General features: G+C 73.4%; 23 protein-coding genes and 1 tRNA gene. 14 read left to right on the top strand and 10 right to left on the bottom strand.

Features of this window, described 5'->3' with window-relative positions:
- Window positions 1–101 precede the first annotated feature (101 nt).
- From FRAEUI1C_RS25905 to FRAEUI1C_RS25890, 4 genes are all read right to left on the bottom strand, one after another.
- Complete coding sequence (locus FRAEUI1C_RS25905; RefSeq protein ID WP_013426320.1) at window positions 102–1,433, bottom strand: adenosylcobinamide-GDP ribazoletransferase; 1,332 nt, start codon at window positions 1,431–1,433, stop codon at window positions 102–104.
- A gap of 153 nt (window positions 1,434–1,586) precedes the next feature.
- Window positions 1,587–2,210: a bifunctional adenosylcobinamide kinase/adenosylcobinamide-phosphate guanylyltransferase gene (cobU, locus tag FRAEUI1C_RS41295; RefSeq protein ID WP_013426319.1), complete on the bottom strand. Its 624-nt coding sequence runs from the start codon at window positions 2,208–2,210 to the stop codon at window positions 1,587–1,589.
- Window positions 2,207–2,521: a hypothetical protein gene (locus FRAEUI1C_RS41290; protein ID WP_232425128.1), complete on the bottom strand. Its 315-nt coding sequence runs from the start codon at window positions 2,519–2,521 to the stop codon at window positions 2,207–2,209. The genes cobU and FRAEUI1C_RS41290 overlap by 4 nt, the downstream gene beginning before the upstream one ends.
- Before the next feature lie 313 nt (window positions 2,522–2,834).
- On the bottom strand, window positions 2,835–3,554 hold the full coding sequence (locus FRAEUI1C_RS25890) for a response regulator (protein WP_013426317.1): 720 nt from the start codon (window positions 3,552–3,554) through the stop codon (window positions 2,835–2,837).
- A 580-nt stretch (window positions 3,555–4,134) separates the two neighbouring features.
- On the opposite strand from FRAEUI1C_RS25890, the gene FRAEUI1C_RS25885 reads away from it, so the two are divergent.
- On the top strand, window positions 4,135–5,766 hold the full coding sequence (locus tag FRAEUI1C_RS25885; protein WP_013426316.1) for an aldehyde dehydrogenase family protein: 1,632 nt from the start codon (window positions 4,135–4,137) through the stop codon (window positions 5,764–5,766).
- Window positions 5,767–5,833: 67 nt separating this feature from the next.
- Here the strand turns inward: FRAEUI1C_RS25885 and FRAEUI1C_RS25880 are convergent, their stop codons facing one another.
- Both FRAEUI1C_RS25880 and FRAEUI1C_RS25875 read right to left on the bottom strand, forming a co-directional pair.
- Complete coding sequence (locus FRAEUI1C_RS25880) at window positions 5,834–6,787, bottom strand: ribokinase (RefSeq protein WP_232425127.1); 954 nt, start codon at window positions 6,785–6,787, stop codon at window positions 5,834–5,836.
- 154 nt (window positions 6,788–6,941) lie between these two features.
- A complete protein-coding gene (locus FRAEUI1C_RS25875) occupies window positions 6,942–7,481 on the bottom strand; it encodes a DUF1697 domain-containing protein (RefSeq protein ID WP_013426314.1) in 540 nt (179 codons plus the stop codon).
- Between the two features lie 345 nt (window positions 7,482–7,826).
- Here FRAEUI1C_RS25875 and FRAEUI1C_RS25870 point away from each other — a divergent pair, with 345 nt between their 5' ends.
- The 4 genes from FRAEUI1C_RS25870 to orn all read left to right on the top strand — a co-directional run bounded on the left by FRAEUI1C_RS25870 (window position 7,827) and on the right by orn (window position 10,533).
- Window positions 7,827–8,294 (top strand): SRPBCC family protein, encoded by a 468-nt coding sequence (locus FRAEUI1C_RS25870; RefSeq protein WP_013426313.1) that lies wholly within the window; start codon window positions 7,827–7,829, stop codon window positions 8,292–8,294.
- Window positions 8,295–8,355: 61 nt separating this feature from the next.
- Entirely contained in the window at window positions 8,356–9,144 is a 789-nt protein-coding gene (locus FRAEUI1C_RS25865; protein ID WP_013426312.1) for a (2Fe-2S)-binding protein, read from the top strand.
- A gap of 180 nt (window positions 9,145–9,324) precedes the next feature.
- Window positions 9,325–9,771 carry a hypothetical protein gene (locus FRAEUI1C_RS25860; RefSeq protein WP_232425126.1) on the top strand — a complete coding sequence of 149 codons (447 nt, stop codon included), beginning with the start codon at window positions 9,325–9,327 and terminating at the stop codon, window positions 9,769–9,771.
- An 81-nt stretch (window positions 9,772–9,852) separates the two neighbouring features.
- Window positions 9,853–10,533, top strand: a complete 681-nt coding sequence (gene orn / locus FRAEUI1C_RS25855; RefSeq protein WP_049806995.1) for an oligoribonuclease — start codon at window positions 9,853–9,855, stop codon at window positions 10,531–10,533.
- A 71-nt stretch (window positions 10,534–10,604) separates the two neighbouring features.
- On the opposite strand, the gene FRAEUI1C_RS25850 is transcribed toward orn, so the two are convergent.
- A tRNA-His gene (locus FRAEUI1C_RS25850) sits at window positions 10,605–10,680 on the bottom strand.
- Between the two features lie 716 nt (window positions 10,681–11,396).
- Here FRAEUI1C_RS25850 and FRAEUI1C_RS25845 point away from each other — a divergent pair.
- From FRAEUI1C_RS25845 to FRAEUI1C_RS25825, 5 genes are all read left to right on the top strand, one after another.
- Window positions 11,397–12,365, top strand: a complete 969-nt coding sequence (locus FRAEUI1C_RS25845) for a pirin family protein (protein WP_013426309.1) — start codon at window positions 11,397–11,399, stop codon at window positions 12,363–12,365.
- 214 nt (window positions 12,366–12,579) lie between these two features.
- Window positions 12,580–13,308, top strand: coding sequence for a Crp/Fnr family transcriptional regulator (locus tag FRAEUI1C_RS25840; protein ID WP_013426308.1), 729 nt, complete (start codon window positions 12,580–12,582; stop codon window positions 13,306–13,308).
- Between the two features lie 126 nt (window positions 13,309–13,434).
- Window positions 13,435–14,358 carry a HipA family kinase gene (locus FRAEUI1C_RS25835; RefSeq protein ID WP_013426307.1) on the top strand — a complete coding sequence of 308 codons (924 nt, stop codon included), beginning with the start codon at window positions 13,435–13,437 and terminating at the stop codon, window positions 14,356–14,358.
- On the top strand, window positions 14,351–14,758 hold the full coding sequence (locus FRAEUI1C_RS25830; RefSeq protein WP_013426306.1) for a DUF3037 domain-containing protein: 408 nt from the start codon (window positions 14,351–14,353) through the stop codon (window positions 14,756–14,758). Before FRAEUI1C_RS25835 ends, FRAEUI1C_RS25830 begins: the two co-directional genes overlap by 8 nt.
- Before the next feature lie 101 nt (window positions 14,759–14,859).
- Window positions 14,860–15,654, top strand: a complete 795-nt coding sequence (locus FRAEUI1C_RS25825; protein WP_013426305.1) for a DUF222 domain-containing protein — start codon at window positions 14,860–14,862, stop codon at window positions 15,652–15,654.
- On the opposite strand, the gene FRAEUI1C_RS25820 is transcribed toward FRAEUI1C_RS25825, so the two are convergent.
- The gene (locus tag FRAEUI1C_RS25820) at window positions 15,629–17,866 is read right to left on the bottom strand and encodes a glycoside hydrolase family 26 protein (RefSeq protein WP_232425125.1); all 2,238 of its coding nucleotides are present in this window, start codon (window positions 17,864–17,866) and stop codon (window positions 15,629–15,631) included. The genes FRAEUI1C_RS25825 and FRAEUI1C_RS25820 overlap by 26 nt on opposite strands.
- Window positions 17,867–18,417: 551 nt before the next feature.
- Here FRAEUI1C_RS25820 and FRAEUI1C_RS25810 point away from each other — a divergent pair.
- The 3 genes from FRAEUI1C_RS25810 to FRAEUI1C_RS25800 all read left to right on the top strand — a co-directional run bounded on the left by FRAEUI1C_RS25810 (window position 18,418) and on the right by FRAEUI1C_RS25800 (window position 20,555).
- Window positions 18,418–19,434, top strand: coding sequence for an LLM class F420-dependent oxidoreductase (locus tag FRAEUI1C_RS25810; RefSeq protein ID WP_013426303.1), 1,017 nt, complete (start codon window positions 18,418–18,420; stop codon window positions 19,432–19,434).
- A 36-nt stretch (window positions 19,435–19,470) separates the two neighbouring features.
- A complete protein-coding gene (locus tag FRAEUI1C_RS25805; protein WP_013426302.1) occupies window positions 19,471–19,941 on the top strand; it encodes an acyl-CoA thioesterase in 471 nt (156 codons plus the stop codon).
- 77 nt (window positions 19,942–20,018) lie between these two features.
- The gene (locus tag FRAEUI1C_RS25800; RefSeq protein WP_013426301.1) at window positions 20,019–20,555 is read left to right on the top strand and encodes a glutathione peroxidase; all 537 of its coding nucleotides are present in this window, start codon (window positions 20,019–20,021) and stop codon (window positions 20,553–20,555) included.
- A 150-nt stretch (window positions 20,556–20,705) separates the two neighbouring features.
- Here FRAEUI1C_RS25800 and FRAEUI1C_RS25795 read toward each other — a convergent pair whose 3' ends face one another.
- Together FRAEUI1C_RS25795 and ssb are read right to left on the bottom strand one after the other, a co-directional pair.
- On the bottom strand, window positions 20,706–22,898 hold the full coding sequence (locus FRAEUI1C_RS25795) for a DUF7846 domain-containing protein (RefSeq protein ID WP_232425124.1): 2,193 nt from the start codon (window positions 22,896–22,898) through the stop codon (window positions 20,706–20,708).
- 164 nt (window positions 22,899–23,062) lie between these two features.
- Entirely contained in the window at window positions 23,063–23,659 is a 597-nt protein-coding gene (ssb, locus tag FRAEUI1C_RS39130) for a single-stranded DNA-binding protein (protein WP_013426299.1), read from the bottom strand.
- A gap of 340 nt (window positions 23,660–23,999) precedes the next feature.
- On the opposite strand from ssb, the gene FRAEUI1C_RS25785 reads away from it, so the two are divergent.
- A complete protein-coding gene (locus FRAEUI1C_RS25785; RefSeq protein ID WP_013426298.1) occupies window positions 24,000–24,881 on the top strand; it encodes an aldo/keto reductase in 882 nt (293 codons plus the stop codon).
- Window positions 24,882–24,960: the final 79 nt, after the last annotated feature.

The following is a 24,960-nucleotide window of genomic DNA, read 5'->3' as shown; positions in this document are numbered from 1 at the left end:
CCGAACGTGACCGACGGACCGCGGTTCCCGAACGCCGCGGTCCCGGCCGGGACCGGCCCCGCGCCTGCACGCGGGAGCCGGCCACGGCCGGTCGCGGGCGGCTAGATGCCGCCCCAGGCGATGATCGCCCCGACCGCCAGCAGGGTGACGGTCGTGGTGATCTCGATGACGGCGCCGAAGACGTCACCGGTGATGCCGTCGAGCCGGCGGACAGTGTGCCAGGTCACCAGCCGGCCGGCGGCGAGCCCGACCAGGACGGCGAACGGCAGCCACAGGGCCCGCGCGAGGCTGGTCGAGGTCAGCGCGAGCAGCAGCCAGCCGAGTAGCAGGGTCGCGCCCACGGCGGCCGCCCGAACGGCGGCCGGGGCGGTCCCGGCGACGAGCGCGCCGAAGCCGCCGGGCCGGGCCGGTGGGACGGCCGGGCGGGCGGCGTCGAGCGCGGCCAGCCGGCCGGCCACCGCGGCGACCACCAGGACCACGAGCCCCTGGGCCCGGCTCGCCGACGCCATCACCGTCAGCACGCCGCCCAGCTGCAGCAGCAGGACGGCGATCAGCGAGGTCACCCCGAACGGCCCGATGTCCGAGCGTCGCATGATCGTCAGGGCTTCCTCGGCGGGTCGCCGGCTGCCGAGCCCGTCCGCCAGGTCGGCCAGCCCGTCGAGGTGCAACCCCCGGGTGAGCAGCGCCATGACGCCGACCCAGGCCACCGCGCCGAGGAAACCAGCGCCGGTGCCGTAGCCGCGCCAGAAGATCAGTGAGACCGCCCAGCCGACCAGGGCGAGCAGCCCGCCCAGCACCGGCAGCCAGCGCAGCGCCCACCCGGCGAGTCCCGTGTCGACGGCGTCGCGTCCGGACCGGCTGGCCGGTAGGGGGATCACGGTGAACATGCCGACGGCGAGCGGGAGCGCGCGCAGCGCCGCCGGCTCGCCTCCCGCGCCCCGGCGCCGGCTCGCCGCCGGCGTCTCGGCCCGGCGGCCGCGCAGCGCCGTCACGCCGCCGGCGGCCCGCTCGCGGACCCAGCCGACACCGTCGCCGACCCGACGGCCGAAGGCCGCCGTCGCCTGGGTCGGCGGGCGCTGCCCCGAACGGGGCTGTGTCCCGGGGGCGTCGGCGGGGTAGCCGTCGGCGCGCGGCCGGGCCCGGTGACCGCCGCTGGTCGGGACCTTCCAGCCCCGGCGGGACTGGCGCTGGTCGGGCAGGTCCTGGTCGCCGTAGGACAGCAGGCCCTCGACGCCCACGTCCTCGACGTCGCCGCGTCGCCAGCTGTCGCCACCCCCGGGTATCGGGGCGCCGGGCGCCGGGCCTCTGGGTGCGGCGCCGCCGAGGGGCTGGGTGTAGTTACCGGTGTCGTCGCCGGGGTCGAAGCCCGCATAGCGCTCGTTCGGGTAGCCAGGCTCGTCGCCGGGGCCGCCACCACCGTCCGGTGTCGTCATGGCCGGTCCTCCTCTGCCGCCGCTTTCGACGGTATCGACGTACAAGGTGGTTTTCGCGTGCCCATGCACGCTCCGCGCCAGGTGGTCCCTGATCATCCTGCCCCATCTCGGGCAGGCCACCCAAGCCCGACACTCCTGCGATGGTCGGAGAAGTCACCGGATACGTAGCGGAATACCGGCCGTGCACAGCCAGACCTCGTCCGCGACCGCGGCCAGCCGGGTGTTGAGCCGGCCGAGCTCGTCGCGGAACCGGCGGCCGGACCTGGTCGCCGGGACGACTCCAGACCCGACCTCGTTCGTCACCGCGACGACGTCGGCCGTGGTGCCCGCCCAGGCCGCGACCAGGCGGTCCTGGGCCTGGGCGAGCGCCGCGTCCGCTGTGGTCGCCACGGTGCCGCCGGCCTCGTCGGCGGCCCAGATCCCGCTGGCGTCCATCGCGGCCGTCAGCCAGGTGCCGACGCAGTCGAACAGCACCGCGCGGGGGCCGGCCGCGGCCGGGTCGGCGGCGAGGATGCCTGCGGCGTCCGCGGTCTCGACCGTGGTCCAGCTCGCCGGCCGGCGTGCCTGGTGCGTCGCGACCCGGGCCGACCATTCGGGGTCGTCGGCCGTGGGCACGGCGCCGGTCGCCAGGTAGACGACCTGGGCCCGGCCGGCGAGCATGTCCTCGGCCAGCTGGGACTTGCCGGACCGCGCACCACCGGTGATCAGGACCCGGCGGCCCGGCGCCGTCGCGCGGGCCGCTCGACGGGTGAACGGCGGAAAACGTCGAAGGCTCACCCGTCCGAGGATGCCCCCGACCGGCTGTCGACCCGGACGGCGAGGGCGGCCGAGCGGGCGCGGACGGCGATCGCGGCCGACGCGAGGGCCGCCGAGGCGGCGGCGACGGTCGCGGGCGTGGCCGCGGTGACGCTCGCGGCGGCGGCAGCAGCCCGTGACGACGCCGCGGCGGCGGGCCCGGACGCGGCGGAGAGGGCGCCCGAGGCCACCGCGGCGGCGACCCGCGCGGTGAACGCGACGGCGGCCACCGAGCCGACGACGGCGGCCGTCGCGGCCGCCGACACGGCGACTGTCGCCGTCGACACGGCCATGGCCGCCGTTCCTGCCGCCCGCCGTGCCCTGGCCGCGCTCGCCATCTGACCTCCCGGGGCCCGGGGCCGCACCCTCGTCGACGGTGCGTCGTTGCCGCCCACAACATCGTGACACGCGCGGTCGAACACCGGCAGACCTTCCTGAGCGCGAGAGCGATCACCTACCACCGCCGCCACCGCGAAGCGTGTCGCGCCGGGACACCGACCCCTGATCAGCCCGGCCATCGACGTCCACATGATGGGACAGCAGGCGTTGGGCGGGCGCTCGGCGCCCGACCGGCCGCGCCGGCGGCGAATTGCCGCCGGCGCGGCCCTATTCGATGTCGAAGAGGCCCTGACGGACGGCGTACATGACGGCTTCCATCCGCGAGTGCAGCTGCAGCTTGTCCAGGATGTTGCGGACGTGGTTCTTGACCGTGTTCTCGCTGATGAACAGCTTGCGCGCGATCTCGCGGTTGGCCCGGCCCTCGGCGACGAGCTTGAGCACCTCGAGTTCGCGGGCGGTCAGGTGCGGGGTGTGCAGCCGGGGCCGGTCGTCCGTGCCACGGGCGATGCTTGCGAACTCGGCCATGAGCTTGGACGCCATCGACGGGCTGATCAGGCTCTGGCCGTGGTGGACGGAGCGGACCGCGTCGGCGACCTCGTGCGGCGGGATCGACTTGAGCAGGTACCCGACGGCGCCGGCCTTGATCGCCTCGAAGAGGTCGTTCTCCTCGTCGCTGACCGTCAGCATGACGATCTTCACGCCGGGGACGGCCCTCTTCACGCCACCGGTGGCGGCGATCCCGTCGCGCAGCGGCATCCGGACGTCCATGAGCACGATGTCCGGCGTGGTCCCGGCGGCCAGCGACACGGCCTCCTGGCCGTTGCCGGCGCGGCCGACGACGCGGATGTCATCTTCTATCTCCAGGACGGTCTGCAGGCCTTGGAGGAAGAGCTCATGGTCGTCCACTACGAGAACCCGGATCGGACTCGTCTGACGGATCGGGTCGGCCTCGGCGGCGGCCGACGGCGGAACGACACTGGCCGTCATCACACACCCGGAAATCTACGAACGGATCGTTCGGAAGTAACTAATGGGACTACCGGCGAATAGCGGTTCGAGTACCTGTCCACTCTACGTGATGAGACGTGTACCAGTGGTTGCGTCGACGTTCGTGCCGTGTCATGCCGCGAGTCCCGGTGGCACCGCCGGGCTGAATCCCGCGTCATCAAAAGATGTCCGTCGGTAGCGTCGGCCGACGCGCGATGGTGCTGGCCAGCGAGCTGTGCCCGCTGCTGGGCGCCTCCGGGCGGAACGCTTCCGACATGACCGGATGATACCTCTGTGAACCGGAATCTTTTGCCACAACACCGACCAGACGGGACGGTTCCCTGGATTCACGCGGACCGGCGTGACGTCGGTCCCAAGCGGCGCTCGTCTGATGATCGCCGGGCCGTAACCAGGCCTCCTCTTTCCATCAGACTTCTTTACGTATTTTCTGCACTGGATGCCGAATTGCCGTGAGCCTGCCGCGGGTCCGCGCGTCACAGCGATATCCGCGCGACCATTGGCTGATCGACTCCGGCTGTCCCCGATGGCGTCCGGCCGCGATATGGCGCACCGTGCAGACATGGTTACCGCCGCGGGCGCGCGTCGCGCCACCAGCACCGCCGCCGGCGATCAGCCCGCCGGCCGGGTCGATCCCGCCGCGAGCCGCCGCCTGCGGCTGAAGCCCGGCACCGGCTGGGACGACGTCCTCGCCCGGGCCCAGACGGCGGCGCCGGAGGCGTTCCGCGACGGCCGGCTGCTCAACCTGTGGGGCGGTACCTGGCGCGCGACCGGTGTCCCGCTGTCGAGCAGCGTCTCGCCTGTCGACGGCCGCCCGATCGCCGGCCCGCCGATGATCGAGCTCGGCGAGGCCCGGGAGGCGATCGGCGCGGCGCTCGCCGACCACCGGGCCTGGCGGGACGTGCCGCTGGCCGAACGCGCCGCCCGGGTGGCCGCCACGGTCGACGCCCTCGACGCCCACCGGGACACGCTGGCGCAGCTGCTCGTCTGGGAGATCGGCAAGCCGTGGCGGCTGGCCAGGACCGACGTCGACCGGGCGATCGACGGCGTCCGCTGGTACCTCGACGAGATCGGCGGGATGGTCGCCGGACGCGCCTCGCTGCCCGGGCCGGTCAGCAACATCGCCAGCTGGAACTACCCGATGAGCGTGCTCATGCACGCCATGCTCGTGCAGGTGCTCGCCGGCAACGCGGCGATCGCGAAGACGCCGACGGACGGCGGCGCGGCCTGCCTGACCTTGGCGTGCGCGCTCGCGCACCGGGCCGGGCTGCCGGTCTCGCTCGTGTCCGGCCCCGGCTCGCGGCTGTCCGGAGCGCTGGTCCGGGCGCCCGAGATCGGCGCACTCGCGTTCGTCGGCGGCCGCTCGGCCGGCGGCCAGGTCGCGGCCGCGCTCGTCGACACCGGCAAGCGGCACTTCCTGGAGCAGGAGGGCCTCAACGCCTGGGGCATCTGGGAGTTCTCGCAGTGGGACCTGCTCGCCGGGCACCTGCGCAAGGGCTTCGAGTACGCCAAGCAGCGCTGCACGGCCTATCCGCGCTACGTGGTGCAGCGCCAGCTGTTCGACGAGTTCCTGAGGATGTACCTGCCGGTCGTCGAGTCGATCCGGTTCGGCCACCCCCTGGCGGTAGGCGCCGACGACGAGGACCTGCCGGATCTCGACTTCGGTCCTCTGATCAACTCGGTGAAGGCCGCCGAGCTCGCCAGCCGGGTCGACGAGGCGATCGCGAAGGGGGGCGTCCCGCTCTATCGGGGCAGCCTGGCCGACGGCCGGTTCCTCTCCGGCCAGGACACCGCCGCCTACGCCACACCGACGGCCATCCTGTCCCCGCCGACCTCCTGCGCGCTGCACCACGCGGAGCCGTTCGGGCCGGTGGACACGATCGTGCTGGTCGACTCCGAGGCCGAGCTGCTGGCCGCGATGAACGCCTCGAACGGCGCGCTGGTCGCCTCACTCGCCTGCGACGACGAGGACAAGGCCCGACGGATGTCCGCCGAGCTGGCCGCTTTCAAGATCGGGATCAACAAGCCCCGGTCCCGCGGCGACCGCGCCGAGCCGTTCGGCGGCCGGGGCGCCTCCTGGAAGGGCGCCTTCGTCGGCGGCGAACACCTCGTCCACGCCGTCACCGTCGGCAGCGACCCCCACGAGCACCTCTACGGCAACTTCCCGTCCTACTCCCTGTACCCGGAGACGTAGCGGCCTGTACCCGGAGACGTAGCGGCCGAACGGCGATCACGCCGGCTGGCTGTGGCCATACACGGTGCTAGACGCCGCTGAGGGCGGCGTCGACCTCGGTCGCGGTTGGCATGGCCGGGCCGGCGCCGAAGCGGCCGACCGCGAGGCCCGCGGCGGCGTTGGCCCGTTCCAGGGCGGCGGTGGCCGGCAGCCCGGCGGCGAGCGAGGCGCCGAAGGCGCCGCAGAAGCAGTCCCCGGCGCCGGTCGTGTCGACCACCGGGCCGCGCCGGCCGGGCAGGGCCAGCACCTCGCCGCCGATCCGGGCCAGCGCGCCCTGCGCGCCGAGGGTCACCACGACGTCGCCGACCGGCTGGCCGTTGCAGGCGGTCAACTCGGCGCGCAGGCGTTCGGCGATCGCCGCGGCGTCGGCACGCGGGGCCTCGACCAGCTCGGCGAACTCGGTCTCGTTGACGATCAGGACGTCGGTCGCGGCCAACAGGCCGGGGCTCGGCGCCCGGAACGGCGCGAGGTTGAGGACCGTCCTCGCCCCGACGGCCCTGGCCGCGCGGGCGGCGGCCTCGTTCGTCTCACCGGGGATCTCGTCCTGGAGCAGCAGCACGTCGCCGGCCCGGATCGTCGCCTCGGCCACCCGGGCCGGGCTGACGGAGCCGTTCGCCCCGGCCACCACGATCACCGTGTTCTCGCCGCCGTTGGCGACCGTGATCAGGGCCGTGCCCGACGGCCCGTGCTCCATGCGGACCAGCGAGGTGTCGATCCGCTCCGCTCCCAGGAAGCCGGCGAGCACCGCGCCGAACCCGTCGGCCCCCACCGCGCCGACCAACGCCGTCGGGGCGCCGAGCCGGCGGGCGGCGACCGCCTGGTTCGCGCCCTTGCCGCCGGGAATCTGGTGCACCGAGCCGCCGGCGACCGTCTCGCCGGGCAGCGGCATCCGCTCCACCGTGACGACGACGTCCATGTTGATCGAACCGATGACGACCACCCGGCCGCCCGACCATCCGGCGGTCTGCCCGCGCTCAGCCACGCCTCATCGTGAACCCTCCCAGCCGGCGCGCAAAGGCGACGACGCCGACACCTACCGCGAACTCCGGTCCGTCGGCGCTCGCGGCAGCCGGTCGCGGCGGCGTCGGACAGCGTGATCCTCGCGTGGCGCCCCACGCCGGTCGAGCGCTTGACCGTCAGACGGCGCAGGTGAGGTCGCGCAGCGCCACGACGGTGCGCCAGTTGCGGGTCGTCCCGGTGACCGCGAGCTTCTTCTCGATGTTGGTGTTGTTGAGCTTCGTGCGCCCGTAGCCGTTCGGGCAGTGCAGGTAGACGTCCCGCCCGACGACCGTGACCTCCTCGCCCGCGCCGGCCAGCGCCGCGAGGCTGGCGGCCCGGGCCCGGCCCGGCTCCTCGGCGAGGAAGGTGACGTGCAGCTTGGTCGGATCGTCCTGCCGGTCCAGGAACGGGTTCGCGGCGGCCAGCGCTGCGAGCTCGTCGCGGGTGCGCAGCAGGACGGTGGTGCGGACCCCGATCTCCCGGTTCAGCCGCGCCTCGATGTCCGCGGCCAGCGCGGCGGGCGGTGCCTCGGTGCCGAACAGCACGTTGCCGGACCGCAGGTAGGTCGAGATACCGGCGAACCCGAGGCCGGCGAAGACGGCGTGTAGGTCCGCCATCGCGACGCTCGCGTGCCCGGCCACGTTGATCCCCCGCAACAGCGCCGCGTAGGTGGTCACCAGCCTCCTCCCATCACCCCCCGGTGAACCTTATGAGCACCGGCCCCGCGGTCCAGCTGATTCCGCCGATCTCGCCAAGGCTTCACCGGCTCGACACATGGCCCCTGGCCCGCGGCCGGGACCCTGGCACCGGCGACGCCGGGCCGGTCCCGCCGATCCGTCCACCGGCTCGACGGCCGGCGCCGCCGGGCCGCGCGGAACGGGTGGTGTCCGTGTCGTTACACGTCCGCGGCGCGACAGCGCAGCTCAGCGGCCTGATCCGGACGTCAGCATGGTCCTCACGCGCCCTGTCGCGCGCGTCCACCTGTGTCAGCGGGGCCAGGTGCGGCTGAAGGGATGAGAGCCATGCGTGAGCCGTTCCGGACGAGCTTCCTGTCCACGTCCGTGGCGGCGGGGCCGGACGAGGTGTGGTGGGTGCTCGTCGGTGACGATGAGCCGGGCGTCGAGGGACCGGGCGCCATGCTGCCCGACCGGCGGCTGGTGTCCGACTGGCAGGCCGGCTCGCCGGTCCGGCTGACCGCCGGCGGCACCGACGTCTTCGGCACCGTGCTGCGGGCCACGGCGCCCCACCGGCTGACCTACACCCTCGGCGCGCCGCTGCCCGACGGCGTGGACGCGACCGTCATCGTCACCTGGGAGGTCCTGCCGGCCGGCGACGGCAGTGTGATCATGCTCTCCATCGACGACCTGTGCCCCGACGGCAACGACGACCTGCGGGACGCCTGGGCCCACGTGCTGGCCGAGGTCGGCTCGCGGCTGGAGGTCCTCGCCCCGCCGGTCCCGGACCCCCGCCGCGGTCCCGACCGGGCCTGACCCACCGGACGGGCAGGACCGGGCCCGCGGGGCAGGCCTGTCCGCGGGCGCCCGGCCTAGCATGGTCGGCGTGCGGGAGGACCCCGGCGGGCCCGCCGAGCTGGGAGCGCGGTTCGGGCCGTACTTCGCGCTGGACCGGCTTCCGGGTGGCGGGCCTCCACCCGCGGGCTGGGCGGTGGTCGCCGACCTGGCCGACCCCGCGACCGGGGCCTTCGACAGGCGGGTCCGCGCGGTCCGCTCGGCGCTCGCCGCCGCCCGCTCGGGCCCGGCCGAGACCGTCGACGAGCGCGTGGCCGTGTCCGTCGCCCAGCTCGGTCTGTGCGCCCGGCTGGTCGCGCCGGCGCTCGCGCTGACGGTGGTCGGCCGCCCGCTCGCGCTCGACCCGCGCAGGCTCTACTGGCGCGACGTCCTCGGCGGACCGTTCCCCCTCGCCTTCACCGACGCGCCGTCGCCTCCCGCCGGCGACGCCCCGGAGCCCGGGGGAGCGGAGCGGTTCGCGGCCGGGACGCTGCTGCCGGTCGTCGCGCCCATCGTCGAGGCCGTCGGGCGGGGCTACCCGGTGTCCGAGAAGGTGCTGTGGGGCAACGTCGCCTCGGCCGTGGCCGGCGCCGCGAAGATGATCGGGCTCGCCGAGCCGGCGTTCGCCGCGGCGGCCTGGCGCGTCGTCGACGAGCTGTGCGGCGGGAATGGCGGCCCGTTGCTCGACACCGGGGGGCGGGTCGGCCCGGCCCGGTTCCGCCGGCGCAGCTGCTGCCTGATCTACCGGCTGGCCCAGGGCGGCGCCCGTGCCGTCTGCGAGGACTGCGTGCTGGGCGCCGGCCCGTCGTCGCCCGGCCGCGCTCCGAGGTGACCGCACCCCCGGCTGACGGCCATGGGCGGCGGGCTGGGCGGGCGGGTCGGACGGCGGGCTGGTGTCAAGGTCACCGGGAGCGGCGGGCTACAGTGACACCCCCAGGGACCACATTCCGGTCGGTGCCGACGGAAGGGTACGAGCAGCATGGACGCGGTCAGGCGTGGATATTTGGGCCTGATGCTGTTCATCATCGCGCTGGTGCTGATGCCGTTGCTGGTCATCGACTACCACCGCCAGACCGAGACGGACAACGGCGGGGCGAAGTCTCCCGCCCTGGCCGGCGCCTCGCTGCCGGCCCCGGCCGGCGGCGGCACGGGCGCGTCGACCGCGCCGGTCGAGTTCCGCCCGGTGATCGTCACGTTCCAGGGCGTCGAGGACGGCCAGACACTACGCGGGGACGTCGCGATCACGCTGATCACCACCGGTGACGTCGGGCCGATCAACTACACCCTGGCCGGCGCCCCCGGCCAGTGGCTGGCCGAGAGCTCGCCCTACCTCTTCTCCCCGCATCCGGGCGGCTGGCGCACCACGCAGGTCTCGAACGGCGACTACACGTTGACCGCGACACCCCTCAACGCCCAGATCAGTCCTCGCTCCGTGCACTTCCTGGTCCAGAATCCCTGACCGGCCCGGACTGGCCCGTCAGGGTGGCCGTCAGGTGGGGGCCGCGTGACGCTGACGCGGGGAAACCCTAGTGTCAGACAGATGGACCGCCTGGTGTGGATCGACTGTGAGATGACGGGCCTCGACCCGGCCTCGGACGTGCTGCTGGAGGTCGCCTGCCTGGTGACCGACGGGGAGCTCAACGTCGTCGGCGACGGGGTCGACCTGGTCATCTCCGCGCCGGACCCGGTCCTTGAGACGATGGTGCCGGTGGTCAGGGACATGCACGCGACCTCGGGGCTGACCGAGGCGGTCCGCGCCTCGACACTCACCGTCGCCGAGGCCGAGCAGCAGGTGCTCGCCTACGTGCGCACCCTCGTCCCGGAGAACCGGCGGGCGCCGCTGTGCGGGAACTCGATCGCCACCGACCGCACGTTCCTCGCCCGCTACATGCCTGAGCTGGACAGCTACCTGCACTATCGGATGATCGACGTGTCGTCGGTCAAGGAGCTGGCTCGCCGCTGGTACCCGCGTGCCTACTACGCCGCCCCCGCCAAGCGTGGCGGCCACCGTGCCCTCGCCGACATCCGCGAGAGCATCGAGGAGCTGCGCTACTACCGCCGCACTGTCTTCGTCGGCGCGCCCGGTCCCACGACCGACGAGGCGCGCGCGGCGGCCACCGAGATTCGGGCCGAGTCCGACGCCGAGCTGGCGGCGGCACCATCGGACAACGGCAGCGCCCCCGACGCGGCGCCCGCGACCGCGGGCCCGACGGCGGACTGATCTTCCTGGGAGCGGCGGCGGTGGCCGGCCTCGCGAGGGCTTCCTCGCGGCCGGCCTGTTGCCCGCTGAACTGGGGTGGGTGACGGGACTTGAACCCGCGGCCACCGGGACCACAACCCGGTGCTCTACCAGCTGAGCTACACCCACCATGCCTCGCCGGAGTACCGGTGAAGGCGGCCCGATGCGGGGCGGCGCAAGACCGTCCTGACTGGGCTTCGCCATAGTACCGGGCGGAACGGCCGGAGCGACAACAGGGTTTCGAGCCGGCCCGGCCCCGTTCCGGGGCGTGGCCGGGCGCTCGGGCTGACTGGCCCGAACGTGCCGCGGGCGAACCCGTGCGGGCTTCGTCCGGCGCGACCAGAACGGCCGCGGGCCAGGTCAGCGAGGCCGGCGACGGTCCGGCGGCCGGGACGCGAGGTGCGCGCCGCCGCGGTTGTCACGGGGGCGTTGGCGCCCACGTAGCCGGCTGACGCCCAGGATGCGTTCCTGGATGATCCGCTCTTGCCGTGAGCATCGGCGATCCACGTCCCCGAAGGTAGCGTTCCGTCGAGCATCCGGTGTCCATCGTCACACGGTGTTTACCAAAGTCCCGGCGTGTCATGAGCGACGCGGACCGGGTCATCACTCGCATTGGCCATACGCGGCGTAGTCCCGTGGTGCTCTGGCGCTACTCGGAGTGAGGGAACCGTGCCCCGCGGGCCGGGGTCGTCGTGCCGGGCCCGGTGCCCGTCCGACCCCGGCCGTGACATCGGCCGGACCGGGCCGTCTCGCTGGAAAACGCCCCCCGGGGGACGCGGAAGCTTGGGGGGCCGACCTTCGTTACAGTGGTCGATAGTTGCGCGTGCAATCAAGGAGGAAGTCCCATGCCCGCCGTCACCGCCGACACCGTCTCGTTGCCTCGGCTTGCCGGGCCGGGGCTCGGAGACATCCCGCGCCCCGTCCGGAAGATCGTTACTGCTCCTCTCGGCTACGAGGGCGAGGGCTTCCCGGTCCGGCGGGCCTTCGCCGGGGTGAGCAAGGCCGACCTCGACCCGTTCGTCCACATGGACCAGATGGGCGAGGTCGAGTACGCGCCCGGCGAGCCCAAGGGCACGCCGTGGCACCCGCATCGGGGCTTCGAGACGGTCACCTACATGATCGACGGCACCTTCCAGCATCAGGACTCGCACGGCGGCGGCGGGATCATCACCGACGGCGCGACCCAGTGGATGACCGCCGGCGCCGGCATCCTGCACATCGAGACGCCGCCGGCCGCGCTCGTCGAGAGCGGCGGCCTCTTCCACGGCATCCAGCTGTGGGTCAACCTGCCGGCCAAGGACAAGTTCACCCCGCCGCGCTACCAGAACCTGGAGGGCGGCCAGGCGGGCCTGGTGAGCACCGCGGACGGCGGCGCGCTGCTGCGGATCATCGCCGGCGAGATCGGTGGCCACCGCGGCCCTGGCTCGACCCACACCCCGATCACGCTCGCGCACGTGACCGTCAGCCCCGGCGCCCGGGTCGACATCCCGTGGAACACCGAGTTCAACGCGCTGGCCTACGTGCTCGCCGGTGCCGGGACCATCGGCCCGAAGGACGCGCCCATCGAGACCGGTCAGCTGGCCGTGCTCGGCGCCGGGGACCGGCTGGTCTTCGCGGCGAGCGCCCACCAGGACGCGCACACCCCGAACCTGGAGGTCCTGCTGCTGGGCGGCCAGCCGATCCGCGAGCCGGTCGCGCAGTACGGCCCGTTCGTCATGAACACCCGCCAGGAGCTGGAGCAGGCCGTCGAGGATTTCCAGAAGGGCAAGCTCGGGGTGATCCCGGCCAACGCCCTCATGCCGCACCGCGTCTGACCGGCTGACGCCGGCCGGCGGTGCCCCGACCGGCGTGGAGAGGCGCGCAGGGGCCAGCTGGAGCGGGTGATCCGTCGCTCCGGCTGGCCGATCGGCCGGTGCAAGTTCCAGAAATAGGTCACTATGGCTGGACTGTGTGGGCGCGACGGGCAGGCCGGGCGCCGACATCTGCGACGCGGCGGCGGGGTGCTCCGCGCCGGCGGCTGGGGGCACCGTGGGGGAGCAGGACGCACACGCGCAGTGGTCGGCCGGGTCCGCCCGGCGCTGGCCCGAGCAGACGCTGCTCGGCCGGCTGCCGGCGGACTCGCAGGCGGGCATGCTCGCCCTCGGCGGGTTCCGGGAGTTCACCTCCGGAATACCGATCATGCGGGAGGGTGACCCGACGACGTTCGTCGCGGTGCTGCTGCGCGGCTGGACGAAGGTGACGGCGCTGACCGAGGACGGGGGCGTTGCGCTGCTCGCCGTCCGGCACGGGGGTGACGTCGTCGGCGAGTTCGCGGGCATCGACTCCCAGCCGCGCTCCGCGACCGTCACCGCCGTCGGCAAGGTGCTGGCCAAGGTGATCAGGGCGGAGGAGTTCGCCGCCTATCTGGCCACCGACCCGAGCGCGGCGGCGGCGATCAGCCACAGCATCGTCGCGAAGACCCGGTTCAGCATCCGCCGGCGGGTCGAGTTCGCCGGCTGTTCGGTGGCCGTCCGGGTGGCCCGGGTGCTCGTCGAGCTGGACCGCGCCTACGGCGTCGACGACGGCGGCGGGCTACGGGCGCTGGGCATGCCGCTGACCCAGGGGGAGCTCGCCGCCCTCGTCGGCGCCAAGGACCCGACGGTGCACAAGGCGCTGCGCGCGCTGCGCCAGGACGGGGTCATCGAGTGGGGCTACCGGCGCATCAAGATCCGGGACCTGCCGGCCCTGCGGATCGCGGCCGGCCTGCCCCCCGGGTAATCTTCGACGCCGAACACGCTGGATCTCGGTGGGCGACCTGCGCCCGGGGTTCCCGCCGCACGGCCCGCCCCCGCCTGGCTGGCGCGCCCGGTGGAACGGCGTCGGCCCAGGTCTGGCGGAGCGGTGGTGGCAGAGGTGCGGCGAGAGGTGGTGCTGCGAGAGGTCCGCGCGATCCGGTACGCCACGCCGCTGCGAGAGGGCGGCAGCCTGCCCGGGATCATGGAGGCCGACGACCTCGGGACCTGGGTGGTGAAGTTCCGCGGCGCGGGGCAGGGCGTGCGCGCGCTGGTCGCCGAGGTGGTCGTCGGCGAGCTGGGCCGCGCGCTCGGGCTCCCGGTGCCCGAGCTCGTCGTCATCGACGTCGACCCGGTGCTCGGCCGGGTCGAGCCCGACCAGGAGATCCAGGACCTGCTGCGGGCCAGCGCCGGCCCGAACCTGGGGATCGACTACCTGCCCGGCTCGATCACCTACGACCCGCTCGCGTTCACCGTCGACCCGGGGCTGGCCGCGCGGGTGATCTGGCTGGACGCGTTGACGCTGAACGTCGACAGGTCGTGGCGCAACCCGAACCTGCTCGTCTGGGGCGGCCGGCTGTGGCTCATCGACCATGGCGCCGCGCTGTACCCCCACCACGGCTGGGTGGCCAGGTCGGCCGGGCCGGACCCCGCGCCCGGGCCGCCCCCGGAACCCGACCTGCGGGTCCTGCCTCGCTGGGAGGAGCACGTGCTGCTGCCGGCGCTCGGCGACGACCCGGCCGGCGCGCTGCGGGCCGCCGACGCCGCGCTCGCGCCGCTGGTCGGCCCGGACCTGCTGGCCCCGGTGGTGGCCGCGGTCCAGGCGAGCTGGCTCGACGTCGAGCCGGGGCGGTACGTCGACTGGCTCACCGCCCGGGTCGCGGGGGACCGGCCCTGGCTGGAGGCCATGACGGCGGTGCACCCGGGGACGGTCGCCGCGGCCCGGCGGGAGGCCGCGGCCGCGGACGAGCGCCGGGCCCCACCGGCGTGGCTGCGCCCGGCGCTCACCCGGGCCCGGGAGGACCGCCGTGGCTGAGCTGTTCGAGTACGCGCTGGTGCGGGTCGTGCCGCGGGTCGAGCGCGGCGAGTGCATGAACGTCGGCGTGCTGCTGTGGTGCCAGGGCGCCGGCTACCTGGAGCTGCGCTGCCTCCTGGACGGCGACCGGCTCGCCGCGCTGGACCCGTTCCTCGACCTCGGCGCCGTGCGCACCCACCTGGACGCGCTGCACAAGGTGTGCGTCGGCGGTCCGGCGGCGGGCGCGGCCGGCGTGATGTCGCCGGGGGAGCGGTTCCGCTGGCTCACGGCGCCGCGCAGCACCGTGGTGCAGACGTCGCCCGTGCACACCGGCGTCACCGCCGACCCGGCGGCCGAGCTGGACCATCTCGTCGACGTCCTCGTCGACCGGCAGCGGCCACCCGGTGGCACGGCCGGTTGAAGCGGCGCCCAGGCTGACCTATTATCGAACAGGCGTTCGAGATCGGACGCGTTGGCGGCTGCCCGGCCGTCCGGACCTTCGGGGGCTCGAAGGACGATGACATGGACCAGGAGGAGCGGGATTCCCTGGCCGCGCTGCGCCGCGCGCTGGCCGCGATCGAGCCCACGGCACTCCCGCCCGAGGCGGCCGCCGAGCTGATCGGCCAGCTGGTCGGGGTCGTGGCGGCCGCGCAGGCGGCGCTGGTGCGGGCGGTCGGCGCCGCGGCCGGCTCGCGCGCCCGGGCGGGAGCCGCCGGGCCGCGGTCCGACGGCGACGCCGCGCAACCGGCCGGCTGGCTTGCCCAGCGGACCCGGCTGACGTGGGCCGCCGCGGCCGCGCTGCTCGTCGCGGCGCGGGCGCTGGCCGCCCTGCCGGTGCTGGCCGACGCCTTCCGGCGCGGGGACGTGGGGCTTGACCACGTGCTGGCCCTGACGATCCCGACGGCGTCGGCCCCCAGGCTGGTCGCGCTGGCCGGGCCGGCCGAGGCGGAGCTCACGGCGCTCGCCCGCCGGGCCGACCCGGGCGAGGTCCGCGCCGCCGTCGACCGGTGGCTGCGCGACGTCGACCCTCGCGGGGTGGCGGGTGACGCCGAGGCCGCCCGGCGGGCCCGGTCGCTGTCACTGCTGACGGTCCCGGCTGGTGCCGCCGGCTGCCCGGACGGCCGGGTGACGATCTGCGGGACGGTTCCCGTCGACGATGCCCGCACGCTGCTGGACGCGTTGCGCCTGGCCGCGCGGGTCGCCGCTGGGCCGGGTGATGCCAGGAACCCGGCCCAGCGGCGCGCCGACGCCTTGCTGGTGATGGCGCGGTGCTACCGCGCCGTCACCGACCTCACCACAGCTGCGCGTAGCGGGTAGCCGCCGCGGTGTTCTGGTAGAGGCAGTGATCGCCGACCGGCCGGAAGAGGTTCGAGCCGACGTTCTCCATCTCGCAGTTGTTGAAGTACGACTCGTAGTACATGCCGTGACCGGCGCGCGCCACCATCCAGTCGCGCATGAACTGGATGTAGCTGGCGTTGTCGCCGCCGCCGTCGTCGCCCGACCCGGAGGCCACGCCCCATTCGGGGACGCCGAACAGCTTGCCGTGGGCCCGGGCGAAGTTGTACAGCCAGGTGATGCCGCCCATGGCCTCGGCCTGGTCGTTGAACTGGTCGAGCGTGAACGACGGCGGGAAGTGGTCGTAGGCGTCGATCGACACGATGTCGACCCACTGGTCGCCGGGGTAGAGGTCGGTCGGGACGTGGCTCGGCGGGTTCTGCGAGTAGTGGGCGTTGATCGTCCAGTCGAACAGCGGGCTGGTGGTCGCGGTCGAGCGGATCGCGTTGACGACCTGGCGGAAGCAGTTGATGTAGTTGGAGGCGTTCGTGCCGGCCCACGGGTACCAGTCGCCGTTGGCCTCCCAGGCCAGCCGGACGATCGAGTTCTGCCTCCCGGTCGCGTTGAGCGTCCGGCCGAACTGCTGCCAGTAGCTGTTGTAGGCGCCGGTCGCGCAGGTGGCCAGGTTGGAGGTGTGGTCCTCCGGGAACGGCGGCACGGTCAGGACGAGCTTGCCCGGCCAGCCGTTGAAGTTCGTCTCGGCGAAGGACGGCTGGACGATCGAGGACCAGCTGTCCCGCGCGACGTAGACCTGCGCGATGTCGCACAGGTTGCCGCGGAACGAGCAGAACCCGTCGACGTCCTGCGGGGTGATCAGCGGGTCGCCGTTCGCGCCGGACAGCCAGGGCTGGCCGGACCGGTTGCCCCCGCCCGTGCCGCCGCCGCCCGTGCCGCCCCCGCCCGTGCCGCCGCCGCCTCCCGTGTCCGCGCTGGTGTAGGTCTCGGCGCGGTCGAACGACACCGCGAAGGCCGCGGAGGCGGAGTTGCGCTGGCCGATGTTCGTCACGACCGCGACGTGGTCACCGAATGACAGCTGGCCCGAGTCGTAGATCAGCGCGTTGCTGGAGGTGGGCGCGTAGGTGTCGACGGTGGCGGTCGCCCGGCCGTCCACGCTCACGGTCACCAGCCCGCCGGCCTGCTCCTTCACGCCGTAGATCAGGATGCGGTTCCCGGTCCAGCGGATCGTGGTGGTGGCGCCGGCGGTCAGCGAGTAGCGGAAGGACCTGTTCGGCGTGGACGGCACGCAGCCGCCGCACAGCGTCCAGTTCCCGTTGTAGACAACCTGGTTGCTGTCCGCGCCGATCGCGGTGTCCTCGATCGTGGTCTTGGTTCCGGTCGGCGGCGGGTTGGTCCCGCCGCTGCCCGAGCCCGGGTCGGTGAAGATCTCCGCGCGGTCGAACGAGACGGCGAACGCGGCCGAGGCGGCGTTGCGCTGCCCGAGGTTGGTCAGGACCGCCGTGTGGACGCCGTTCGGGAGCGTTCCCGAGTCGTAGAGCAGCGCGTTGCTGGAGTTGGGGGCGTAGGTGTCGACGTTGGTGGTCGCCCCGTTGTCGACCTGCACGCTGGCGAGGCCGCCGGCCCGCTCCTTGACGCCGTAGATCCTGACCTGGGTGCCGGTGAACTGGACGGTGGCGGTGTCACCGGCGGCCAGCGAGTACTCGAACGAACGGTTCGGGCTTGACGGCACGCAGCCGCCGCAGACGGTCCAGTTCCCGCCGTAGCTGACCCGCCCGACGCCGGCCCCGACGTTGGTGTCCTCGATGACGGCCGACTGGGTGGCGGCGAGCGGGGTGATCCCGCCGGTCTGGATCATCGTGTGCTGGAGGTCGGCGTCGGCGAGTGGCTCGGTGGCCGGCGCGGTGGTCGTCAGGATCGGGACCTGGCTGATCCCGGTCATCGTCGGCGGCGGCGCCGCGCTGCGCAGGACTCCGGGCAGGGTGCTCGGGTCCACATCCGAACCGGGGATCCCGGGTGAGGCGGCGTAGACGGCGTTCGGGGTCACGACCGCGCCGAGCACCAGCGCGACGGTCAGGACGGCCAGGCTGGTGAGGCGTGGCCGCAGTCGCGACCCCGGCCGCGGCCGGCGTCGCGCCGCGCGGGCGGCGGGGCCTGGGGCGGCCGCGTCGGCGGCAGGGGCGCCCAGCCAGGCCAGGATCGGGTCGCGGGCCCGGCGGCGGTGTCTCCCCGCAGGCACCGGCGGTCCCCCCCGTCTGGCCACCTGGCCGCCGGCCGAGACCGGCGCAGAGGTGGGTTCGGTCGGCTCGCCGGCGGCTCCCAGGGGCACAGATCATCCCTTCGTCCCGGGCCGGATGACTCTGGTTGGCCATCCGTAGGCCCGTCTTACTCCTGAACGCCGCGACCGTATACGCAGAGTAGCGATTGATTGCGCTAGGTAGTCAACGTTCGGCGGTTCGGGCGCGACACACCGCGCTTCGCCGTTACCCGGTCGGAGTGGCGCGTTCGGCCTCCATCGGTGCGCTCAGCGGCATGCCGGCCCCGGAGGCCCGTTCTCCGGGGTGCTGCGCCGCGTGCGACTGGTTCGCGTCGCCCTGCGTCGACTCCTGACCCGAGCCCGTCGGTGGCGCGGGCGTCGCGGATGTCACACCACGGCCGAGCACCCGATCGGTTGCCCCATCCGCCCGCCGGGCGGGAGCGTGGGCCGGGACCACGCCGTCAGGCCGGGCCGGCGCCCCTGGCTCTCGGCGGCGGGCCATGCTCAGACGGCAGCCAGTGGGAGGAAACCGGATGAAGATCGACGCGAGCCTGTCCGACGACATCGGCGCCACGCGGACGGCGGCCGCGAAGATCGAGAGCGACGGCTACGCCGGGGGCTGGACGTCCGAGACGAAGCACGACCCGTTCCTGCAGTGCCTGCAGGCCGCGATGGCCACCGAGTCGATCACCATCGGCACCGCCATCGCGATCGGGTTCGCGCGCTCCCCGATGACACTCGCCTCGACGAGCTACGACCTGGCCCGCTACGCCGAAGGCCGGTTCGTCCTGGGCCTGGGCTCCCAGATCAAGCCGCACATCGAGCGGCGCTTCTCGATGCCCTGGTCAGCCCCCGCGGCCCGGATGCGGGAGCTCATCCTGGCCACCAGGGCGATCTGGGCCACCTGGCACGAGGGCGTCAAGCTCGACTTCCGCGGTGACTTCTACTCCCACACCCTGATGACGCCGTTCTTCACCCCCGAGCCGCACGAGTATGGACCGCCGCCGGTCTTCCTCGCCGCCGTGGGCGAGAAGATGACCGAGGTCGCGGGCGAGGTCGCGGACGGCTTCTTCGTCCATCCGTTCACCACCATGCGGTACCTGGAGCAGGTGACCGTCCCCGCTCTGCTGCGCGGCCGGGCGAAGGCCGGCAAGGACGGCCTGGACGGCTTCGTCATCAACGGCCCCTCGTTCGTCACCATCGGGCGCACCGAGGAGGAACTGGCCGCCGCCATCCAGGGCACCAAGGCCCGGATCGCCTTCTACGGCTCGACGCCCGCCTACCGCCAGGTTCTCGAGCTGCACGGCTGGGGCGAGGCCCAGGACGAGCTCAACACGCTGTCCAAGCAGGGCCGCTGGGACGACATGGCGGACGTGATCACCGACGAGATGCTGCACGAGTTCTCCGTCGTCGGCACTCCCGCCGAGGTCGGGCCGAAGCTCGTCGCGAAGGTCGGCAAGGTCTACGAGCGCCTGACGTTCTACAGCGGCTACGACGCCGAGCCTGCGCTGTGGTCGGAGCTTCTCGCCGCGGTCACCGCCGCGGTCTGACTCGTTCAGACGAACCTCCGAGTCAGAGGAGCAGGTGTGGAGACACCGGTGCGGATGACGCCGGACCCTGAACGCAGGGAGTTGGCGCGGTACCCGTGGGTGCATGAGATCCGCGCCCGGTTCGCCGACGTGGACAACCTGGGCCACATCAACAACGTCGCGGTCGTCTCGTACTACGAGGACGCCCGGGCGACGTTCAACAACGAACTGCTCGGCCTGTTCAGCCTCCACGGCTCGGCGAAGGCCGGACCGTTCCATTTCCTGGTCGCCCAGTCCAAGGTCGACTACCTCGCCGAGGCGCACTACCCGGGCACCTTCCAGGTCGGTGTCGCCATCGGCCCGATCGGTCGGTCGTCGGTGATCTACTACGCCGGGCTGTTCCGCGACGGCCGGTGCCTCGGGCTGGCCGACGCGGTCCTGGTCCACCGGGTCGAGGGCTCGACGACCCCGGTCCCACCGGACCGCCGGGCGCTGCTGGAAAAAATGGCCTTCCGCGGCGGGAATTGACGAGAGGCAAGTCGGCGTTTCGTGTTGGACGTCAGGACTGTCAGTATTCGGACCTTTCGGGAGTGTCGGACCGCATCATGAGTGTCTACGACTACACGGTCGCCACCGCCGACGGTGGAACCCGTTCGCTTGGCGACTACGCCGGCAAGGCCCTGCTCATCGTCAACGTCGCCAGCAAGTGCGGCCTCACGCCGCAGTACGAGGGCCTCCAGTCCCTGTACCAGGACCTGCAGGGCAAGGGCCTGGAGATCCTCGGCTTCCCCTGCAACCAGTTCCTGGAGCAGGAGCCGGGCACCGACGCGGAGATCCAGGACTTCTGCCGGACCACGTACGACGTCACCTTCCCGGTGTTCAGCAAGGTCGACGTGAACGGCTCCGACGCCGCGCCGCTGTACGGCTATCTGCGGGCCGAGGCCCCCGGCGACTTCGGGCCGCAGTTCGGCGGCTTCTACGACTTCATCTCGACGACCTTTCCGGATCGGATCGGTACGGACCAGATCAAGTGGAACTTCACCAAGTTCCTCGTCGGCACCGACGGTGAGGTCATCCGGCGCTACGAGCCGTCGGTGACCCCGGACGAGATCCGCCCGGACCTCGAAGCCCTTCTCGGCTAGCTCCGCTCTTCCTCGCCGCGGCCGCCCTCGGTCCGCCGGGCCCGAACCGGGCCGGGCGGCCAGGTGGCCGCGGCCACCCCAGCGGCACCGCCGTTGCAGAGCTGGGTCATCCCAGCTGCATCGCCGTGGCAGGGCCGGTCAGCGTGCTCGTCAGTGTGCCGCGGCCAGATGGATCGGGGGGGCGGCCGGGTCGGGCGTGGCACTGACCTGACCTGTGGAGGCCAGGACGGCGACCTGGCCGTCCCGGCCGACGACGGTCGGTGCCAGTTCCCGGTCGACCCACTGCTCCTTCCCGGACGCGGTGGGGGTCGTGTAGAGGGCCAGCCCGACCGTGCGGGTACCGACCTTGCTGGCGGCGGGCGCCTTCCTGTGGTGCAGCCACCGTGGCGTGCCCCGCAGACCGGTCGAGGCCGTCAGGCCGCGCAGCGTCGTTCCGTGCGCGGTGATGACCAGCTGGGCGTGGACCGGCCGGGTCGGGTCGATCGGGTAGGAGACGTCGCCGGCGTCGGTGGTGAGTACCAGCCGGGCGGCCTTCGCCGGGTCGCGCGACGGGTCGATGGTCACGTCCAGCGTCACCTCGGCACCGACCTGGTTGGCCAGGCGTTCGAGCCGCGCGCCGGCTGGCGAGTCCGGGGTCCGGTTGTACGCGGCCGGGATGCGCAACAGATACGCCGGCCGGCCGGCGTATCTGGCGAGCACCGCCTCGTCGGGACCGCCGCCGCGCGTCACCGCCCACAACATGCGCCCGTCGAGGCCCGGTGGGTTGGCGGCCAGCGAGGTCGGGTGCATCAGATAGATCGGGTCGACCGACAGGAAGATCACCGCGCGGCCCGGTAGCGCGTCGACGATCCGGTCGAGGTCGCGGTCATGCCGGGTCAGCGTCGCGTTGGCCGGGACCGCGGTCGCCAGGACCAGGCAGGTCAGTCCCGCGATGACGGTGACCGCCGCGCCGCCGAGCCTGGGCCGCCAGGCCGCGAGGTCCACCAGCCCCCGAGCGCCCAGCTGGACCAGGACGGCCAGCACCGGCAGCACGTAGAACGGTCCCAGAAAACGGATGCCGCCCCACAGGAAGGCCGCGTTCCAGGCGCCCCAGAAGGCGACGTATCCGGCCAGGAAGACCAGCGCGCCGATGCCGAGCATGACCCCGGCACCGCCGATCCGGCGCCGGGCGAGCGCACCGATCGCGCAGCCCAGCAGCACCACGCCGCCGCAGGCCCACCCGCCCAGCAGGAACAGGTGCAGGCCGACCGACGACAGGCCGTCGAGCAGGGTGAAGTGGTGTGCCCGGTCCGTCGGGTAGAGCCGGCGTACCCCGAAGCCCATCTTGTCTTCGGACTCGAGGTAGGTGAACGGCAGCTGGAAGGGCGATCCGGTCGCGGCCGCGTCGAAGGCGAGCAACAGCGCCGCCGGCACCGCGAGGCCGATGCCCGCCCGGCCGGCCAGCCACCATCGCCCGCCGCGGGCGGTCACGACGGCCCACACCGCCAGCGGGGCCAGCAGGGTCAGCACGTCGAAGGGCCGTACCGCGGCCGCGATGCCGGCCGCCAGCCCCGCGCCGACCAGCGCCCAGCCGCGCCGGTCCCGCCAGCCGCGCCGCGTCGCCGGTGCCCGGGCCGCGGCCACGCCACGCAGCAGGCCGAGAACGGCCAGCTCGATCATCACCAGGACCGGCAGGTACGCGAGCAGCATGCCGTCGAGCAGCACGACCAACGGTGACGTGGTGAACAGCGTGGCGGCCACCGCCGCCACCCGTCGATCGTCGAACAGCGCCAGCCCGAGCCGGTAGGTGACCACGACGGCCAGCGCGGCCATCACGGCGAGCCCGGTGCCGAAGCCACCGGTCGCCAGCAGGCTGAGCGCGAAAAGCGCTGGTACGAAGGGGGTGTACTTGAGGACGTAGTGGCCGTGCACGCCCTTGGCTAGCCAGGGCGCGAACGACCCGGCCGGCGTTCCGGCCCGCGGGAACAGGTGCCCGGAGGCCAACGTCTGCGCCTGCAGGCGGTACAGGGCCTCGTCGTTGTTGATCGACAGGTGCGGGAACAGCAGGTACTTGACCAGCAGCGCGATCCCGGCCGCGACCACGGCCAAAGCCGCGACGTACCAGCCGGTCGGGCTCACGGCTCGCACCCGGCCGCCGATGATGGCCACGAGTCGCCGTCGGCCGGCAGGACTCGGAGGAGTGTCCGGGGTCTGCTCGACGGCGGCGCCGCGGGGACCGTCGACGGCGTCGTCGATGGCGGGCTCGGCTGCCTCGCCGTCTCGTTCGGCGGGCAGAGTCACGATCTGCCCCGGGACGGCGGCCGCCGCGGCCTGCCCTTCCCGGTCATCCCGCACGCTCTCCACCAGCGTGAGCGTATCCGCCCAGGCGGACAGCCCCTGCGCCGGGCGAGGCTGGGCCGACGGTGGTTTCTCGCCATCGGAGCGCTGGCGGGCGCCAACTCCGAGGCCTGGCGGCCGGCGCGCCGACCCACGGATGGGTCGGGCGCCGGCCGTCAGGAGCGTGCCCGTCATGGCTGGTCGTCCTCGCCGACGGCCGCCCAGCCAGCGGCGACCTCCCCGGCCGCCTCGTCGAGGTCGGGGACCGACGGGAGCCCGTCGTCGACCTCCGCCGCAATGTCCCCGTCGGCCCAGGACACGTCCGCGAGCTCGGCCGAGCTGTCCTGGGTGACGGCGTCCGGCGGGCCACCGGGCGCCGGGGTGGCGTCCGCCCGGCCGGTCTGGACCGTCATGGTCCCGTCGCCACGGACGGCGCGGTTGATCCGGGCCGGATGCCAGGTGAGCTCCAGGCCGACCGCCTCCGCGTAGATCTCGTAACGACGGCGTCGCTCGCCCTGGAGGGTCTGGAACTCGTTCTGCTGGAGCCGGCCGGACACCAGCGCGCGGTCGCCCTTGCCGAGGCTGGCGGCGACGTGCTCGGCGAGCCGGCGCCAGCAGATGATGTCGATGAACAGCGGGGCGCTGTCGATCCAACGGTCCTGCGCGCGGTCGTACCGGCGGGCCGTCGAGGCGATCCGGAACGAGCACACGTAGGCGCCCGTCGGGGTGATCCTCAGGTTGGGGTTGTCGATGAGGTTGCCGACCAGGGTGATGTTCGCGTCGAGCATGCCGACCTCCCGGGACACGGGGTTCGCTGGGGACTGGTGCGCGAGGGGTGGTCGCGCCGGGGGAGCGTGGGCCCCCGGCGCGCCGCCAGAGTGGCTGTTCGCGGAAGGCGAGGGAAGAGGGCCGGTGCCGGCTGTGGACGACGCCGATCTGTCCACAGCTCGGCCGGGTCGGCGAGCACGATCCGGTCGAGCTGGGAACACTGACCCCGGAGCCGCGGTTGCCAGCGATCGGTGGTCGGCGTAGCCCCCGCGGCGTGGGCCTGCGCGACGCCGCGCCCGCACGGGCCGGGGCGGGGACCCGGCGGAGTGCGAGCCCTGTCTGACCAGTGAGGGGACGAACATGTCGAGTGCGACGAGCACGTCACAGCCGTCGGCCATCGCCAGCGGGACCTTCCGGCTCGGCGGCGACCTGACCGTGAACCGGCTTGGCTACGGCGCGATGCAGATCACGGGGCCGGGGGTGTGGGGGCCGCCCGCGGACCCGGACGGCGCGGTCCAGGTGCTGCGGCGGTCTGTCGAGCTTGGCGTCAACTTCATCGACACGGCGGACTCCTACGGTCCGTACGTCAGCGAGGAACTGATCGCCAAGGCGCTGCACCCGTACCCGGAAGACCTGGTGATCGCGACGAAGGCCGGCCTCCTCCGGACCGGGCCGTCGGTCTGGGTTCCGCTCGCCCGCGGCGCGTACCTCCGCCAGGAGGTCGAGATGTCGCTGCGGCGGCTGAAGGTGGAGCGGATCGACCTGTTCCAGCTCCACCGGATCGATCCGCGCACCCCGGTCGAGGAGTCGCTGGGCGAGCTGAAGAAGCTGCAGGAAGAGGGCAAGATCCGCCACATCGGCCTGTCCGAGGTCACCGTCGACCAGCTGGAGCAGGCCCGGTCGATCGTCGACGTCGTCAGCGTGCAGAACCGGTACAACCTCGCGGACCGTGCCTCCGAGGACGTGCTGGAGTACGCGGAGCGCGAGGGCCTGGGCTTCATCCCGTGGTTCCCGGTCGGCACCGGCTCTCTCGCCCGCCCAGGCGGCCCGCTCGACGCGGCGTCCTCCTCACACGGCGCGACGCCGGCGCAGCTCGCGCTTGCCTGGCTGCTGCGCCGCTCGCCGGTGATGCTTCCGATCCCGGGCACCAAGTCGGTCTCCCACCTCGAGGAGAACGTCGCCGCCGCGGAGATCACGCTCACCGACGAGGAGTTCGAGACCCTCGAGGCCGCCGGCCGCTGACCTAGCCAGGCCAGCCTCGGCGGCTGGTGACTCGGCTGTGGTCCGCCTGTCCGGGACCGGGCGCTCCGAGCGCGCCCGG

The organism is Pseudofrankia inefficax (assembly GCF_000166135.1).
Taxonomy (GTDB): domain Bacteria; phylum Actinomycetota; class Actinomycetes; order Frankiales; family Frankiaceae; genus Pseudofrankia; species Pseudofrankia inefficax.
This window is presented reverse-complemented; position numbering and strand designations above follow the sequence as displayed.

Coding starts and splice junctions, on each gene's coding strand:
- FRAEUI1C_RS41290 (WP_232425128.1), bottom strand. CDS start 2,521: ATGGCCGTGTCGACGGCGACAGTCGCCGTGTCGGCGGCCGCGACGGCC.
- orn (WP_049806995.1), top strand. CDS start 9,853: ATGGACCGCCTGGTGTGGATCGACTGTGAGATGACGGGCCTCGACCCG.
- FRAEUI1C_RS25845 (WP_013426309.1), top strand. CDS start 11,397: ATGCCCGCCGTCACCGCCGACACCGTCTCGTTGCCTCGGCTTGCCGGG.
- FRAEUI1C_RS25870 (WP_013426313.1), top strand. CDS start 7,827: ATGCGTGAGCCGTTCCGGACGAGCTTCCTGTCCACGTCCGTGGCGGCG.
- FRAEUI1C_RS25860 (WP_232425126.1), top strand. CDS start 9,325: ATGCTGTTCATCATCGCGCTGGTGCTGATGCCGTTGCTGGTCATCGAC.
- FRAEUI1C_RS25785 (WP_013426298.1), top strand. CDS start 24,000: ATGTCGAGTGCGACGAGCACGTCACAGCCGTCGGCCATCGCCAGCGGG.
- FRAEUI1C_RS25800 (WP_013426301.1), top strand. CDS start 20,019: ATGAGTGTCTACGACTACACGGTCGCCACCGCCGACGGTGGAACCCGT.
- FRAEUI1C_RS25865 (WP_013426312.1), top strand. CDS start 8,356: ATGGTCGGCGTGCGGGAGGACCCCGGCGGGCCCGCCGAGCTGGGAGCG.
- FRAEUI1C_RS25885 (WP_013426316.1), top strand. CDS start 4,135: ATGGTTACCGCCGCGGGCGCGCGTCGCGCCACCAGCACCGCCGCCGGC.
- FRAEUI1C_RS25825 (WP_013426305.1), top strand. CDS start 14,860: ATGGACCAGGAGGAGCGGGATTCCCTGGCCGCGCTGCGCCGCGCGCTG.
- FRAEUI1C_RS25890 (WP_013426317.1), bottom strand. CDS start 3,554: ATGACGGCCAGTGTCGTTCCGCCGTCGGCCGCCGCCGAGGCCGACCCG.
- FRAEUI1C_RS25810 (WP_013426303.1), top strand. CDS start 18,418: ATGAAGATCGACGCGAGCCTGTCCGACGACATCGGCGCCACGCGGACG.
- ssb (WP_013426299.1), bottom strand. CDS start 23,659: ATGCTCGACGCGAACATCACCCTGGTCGGCAACCTCATCGACAACCCC.
- FRAEUI1C_RS25905 (WP_013426320.1), bottom strand. CDS start 1,433: ATGACGACACCGGACGGTGGTGGCGGCCCCGGCGACGAGCCTGGCTAC.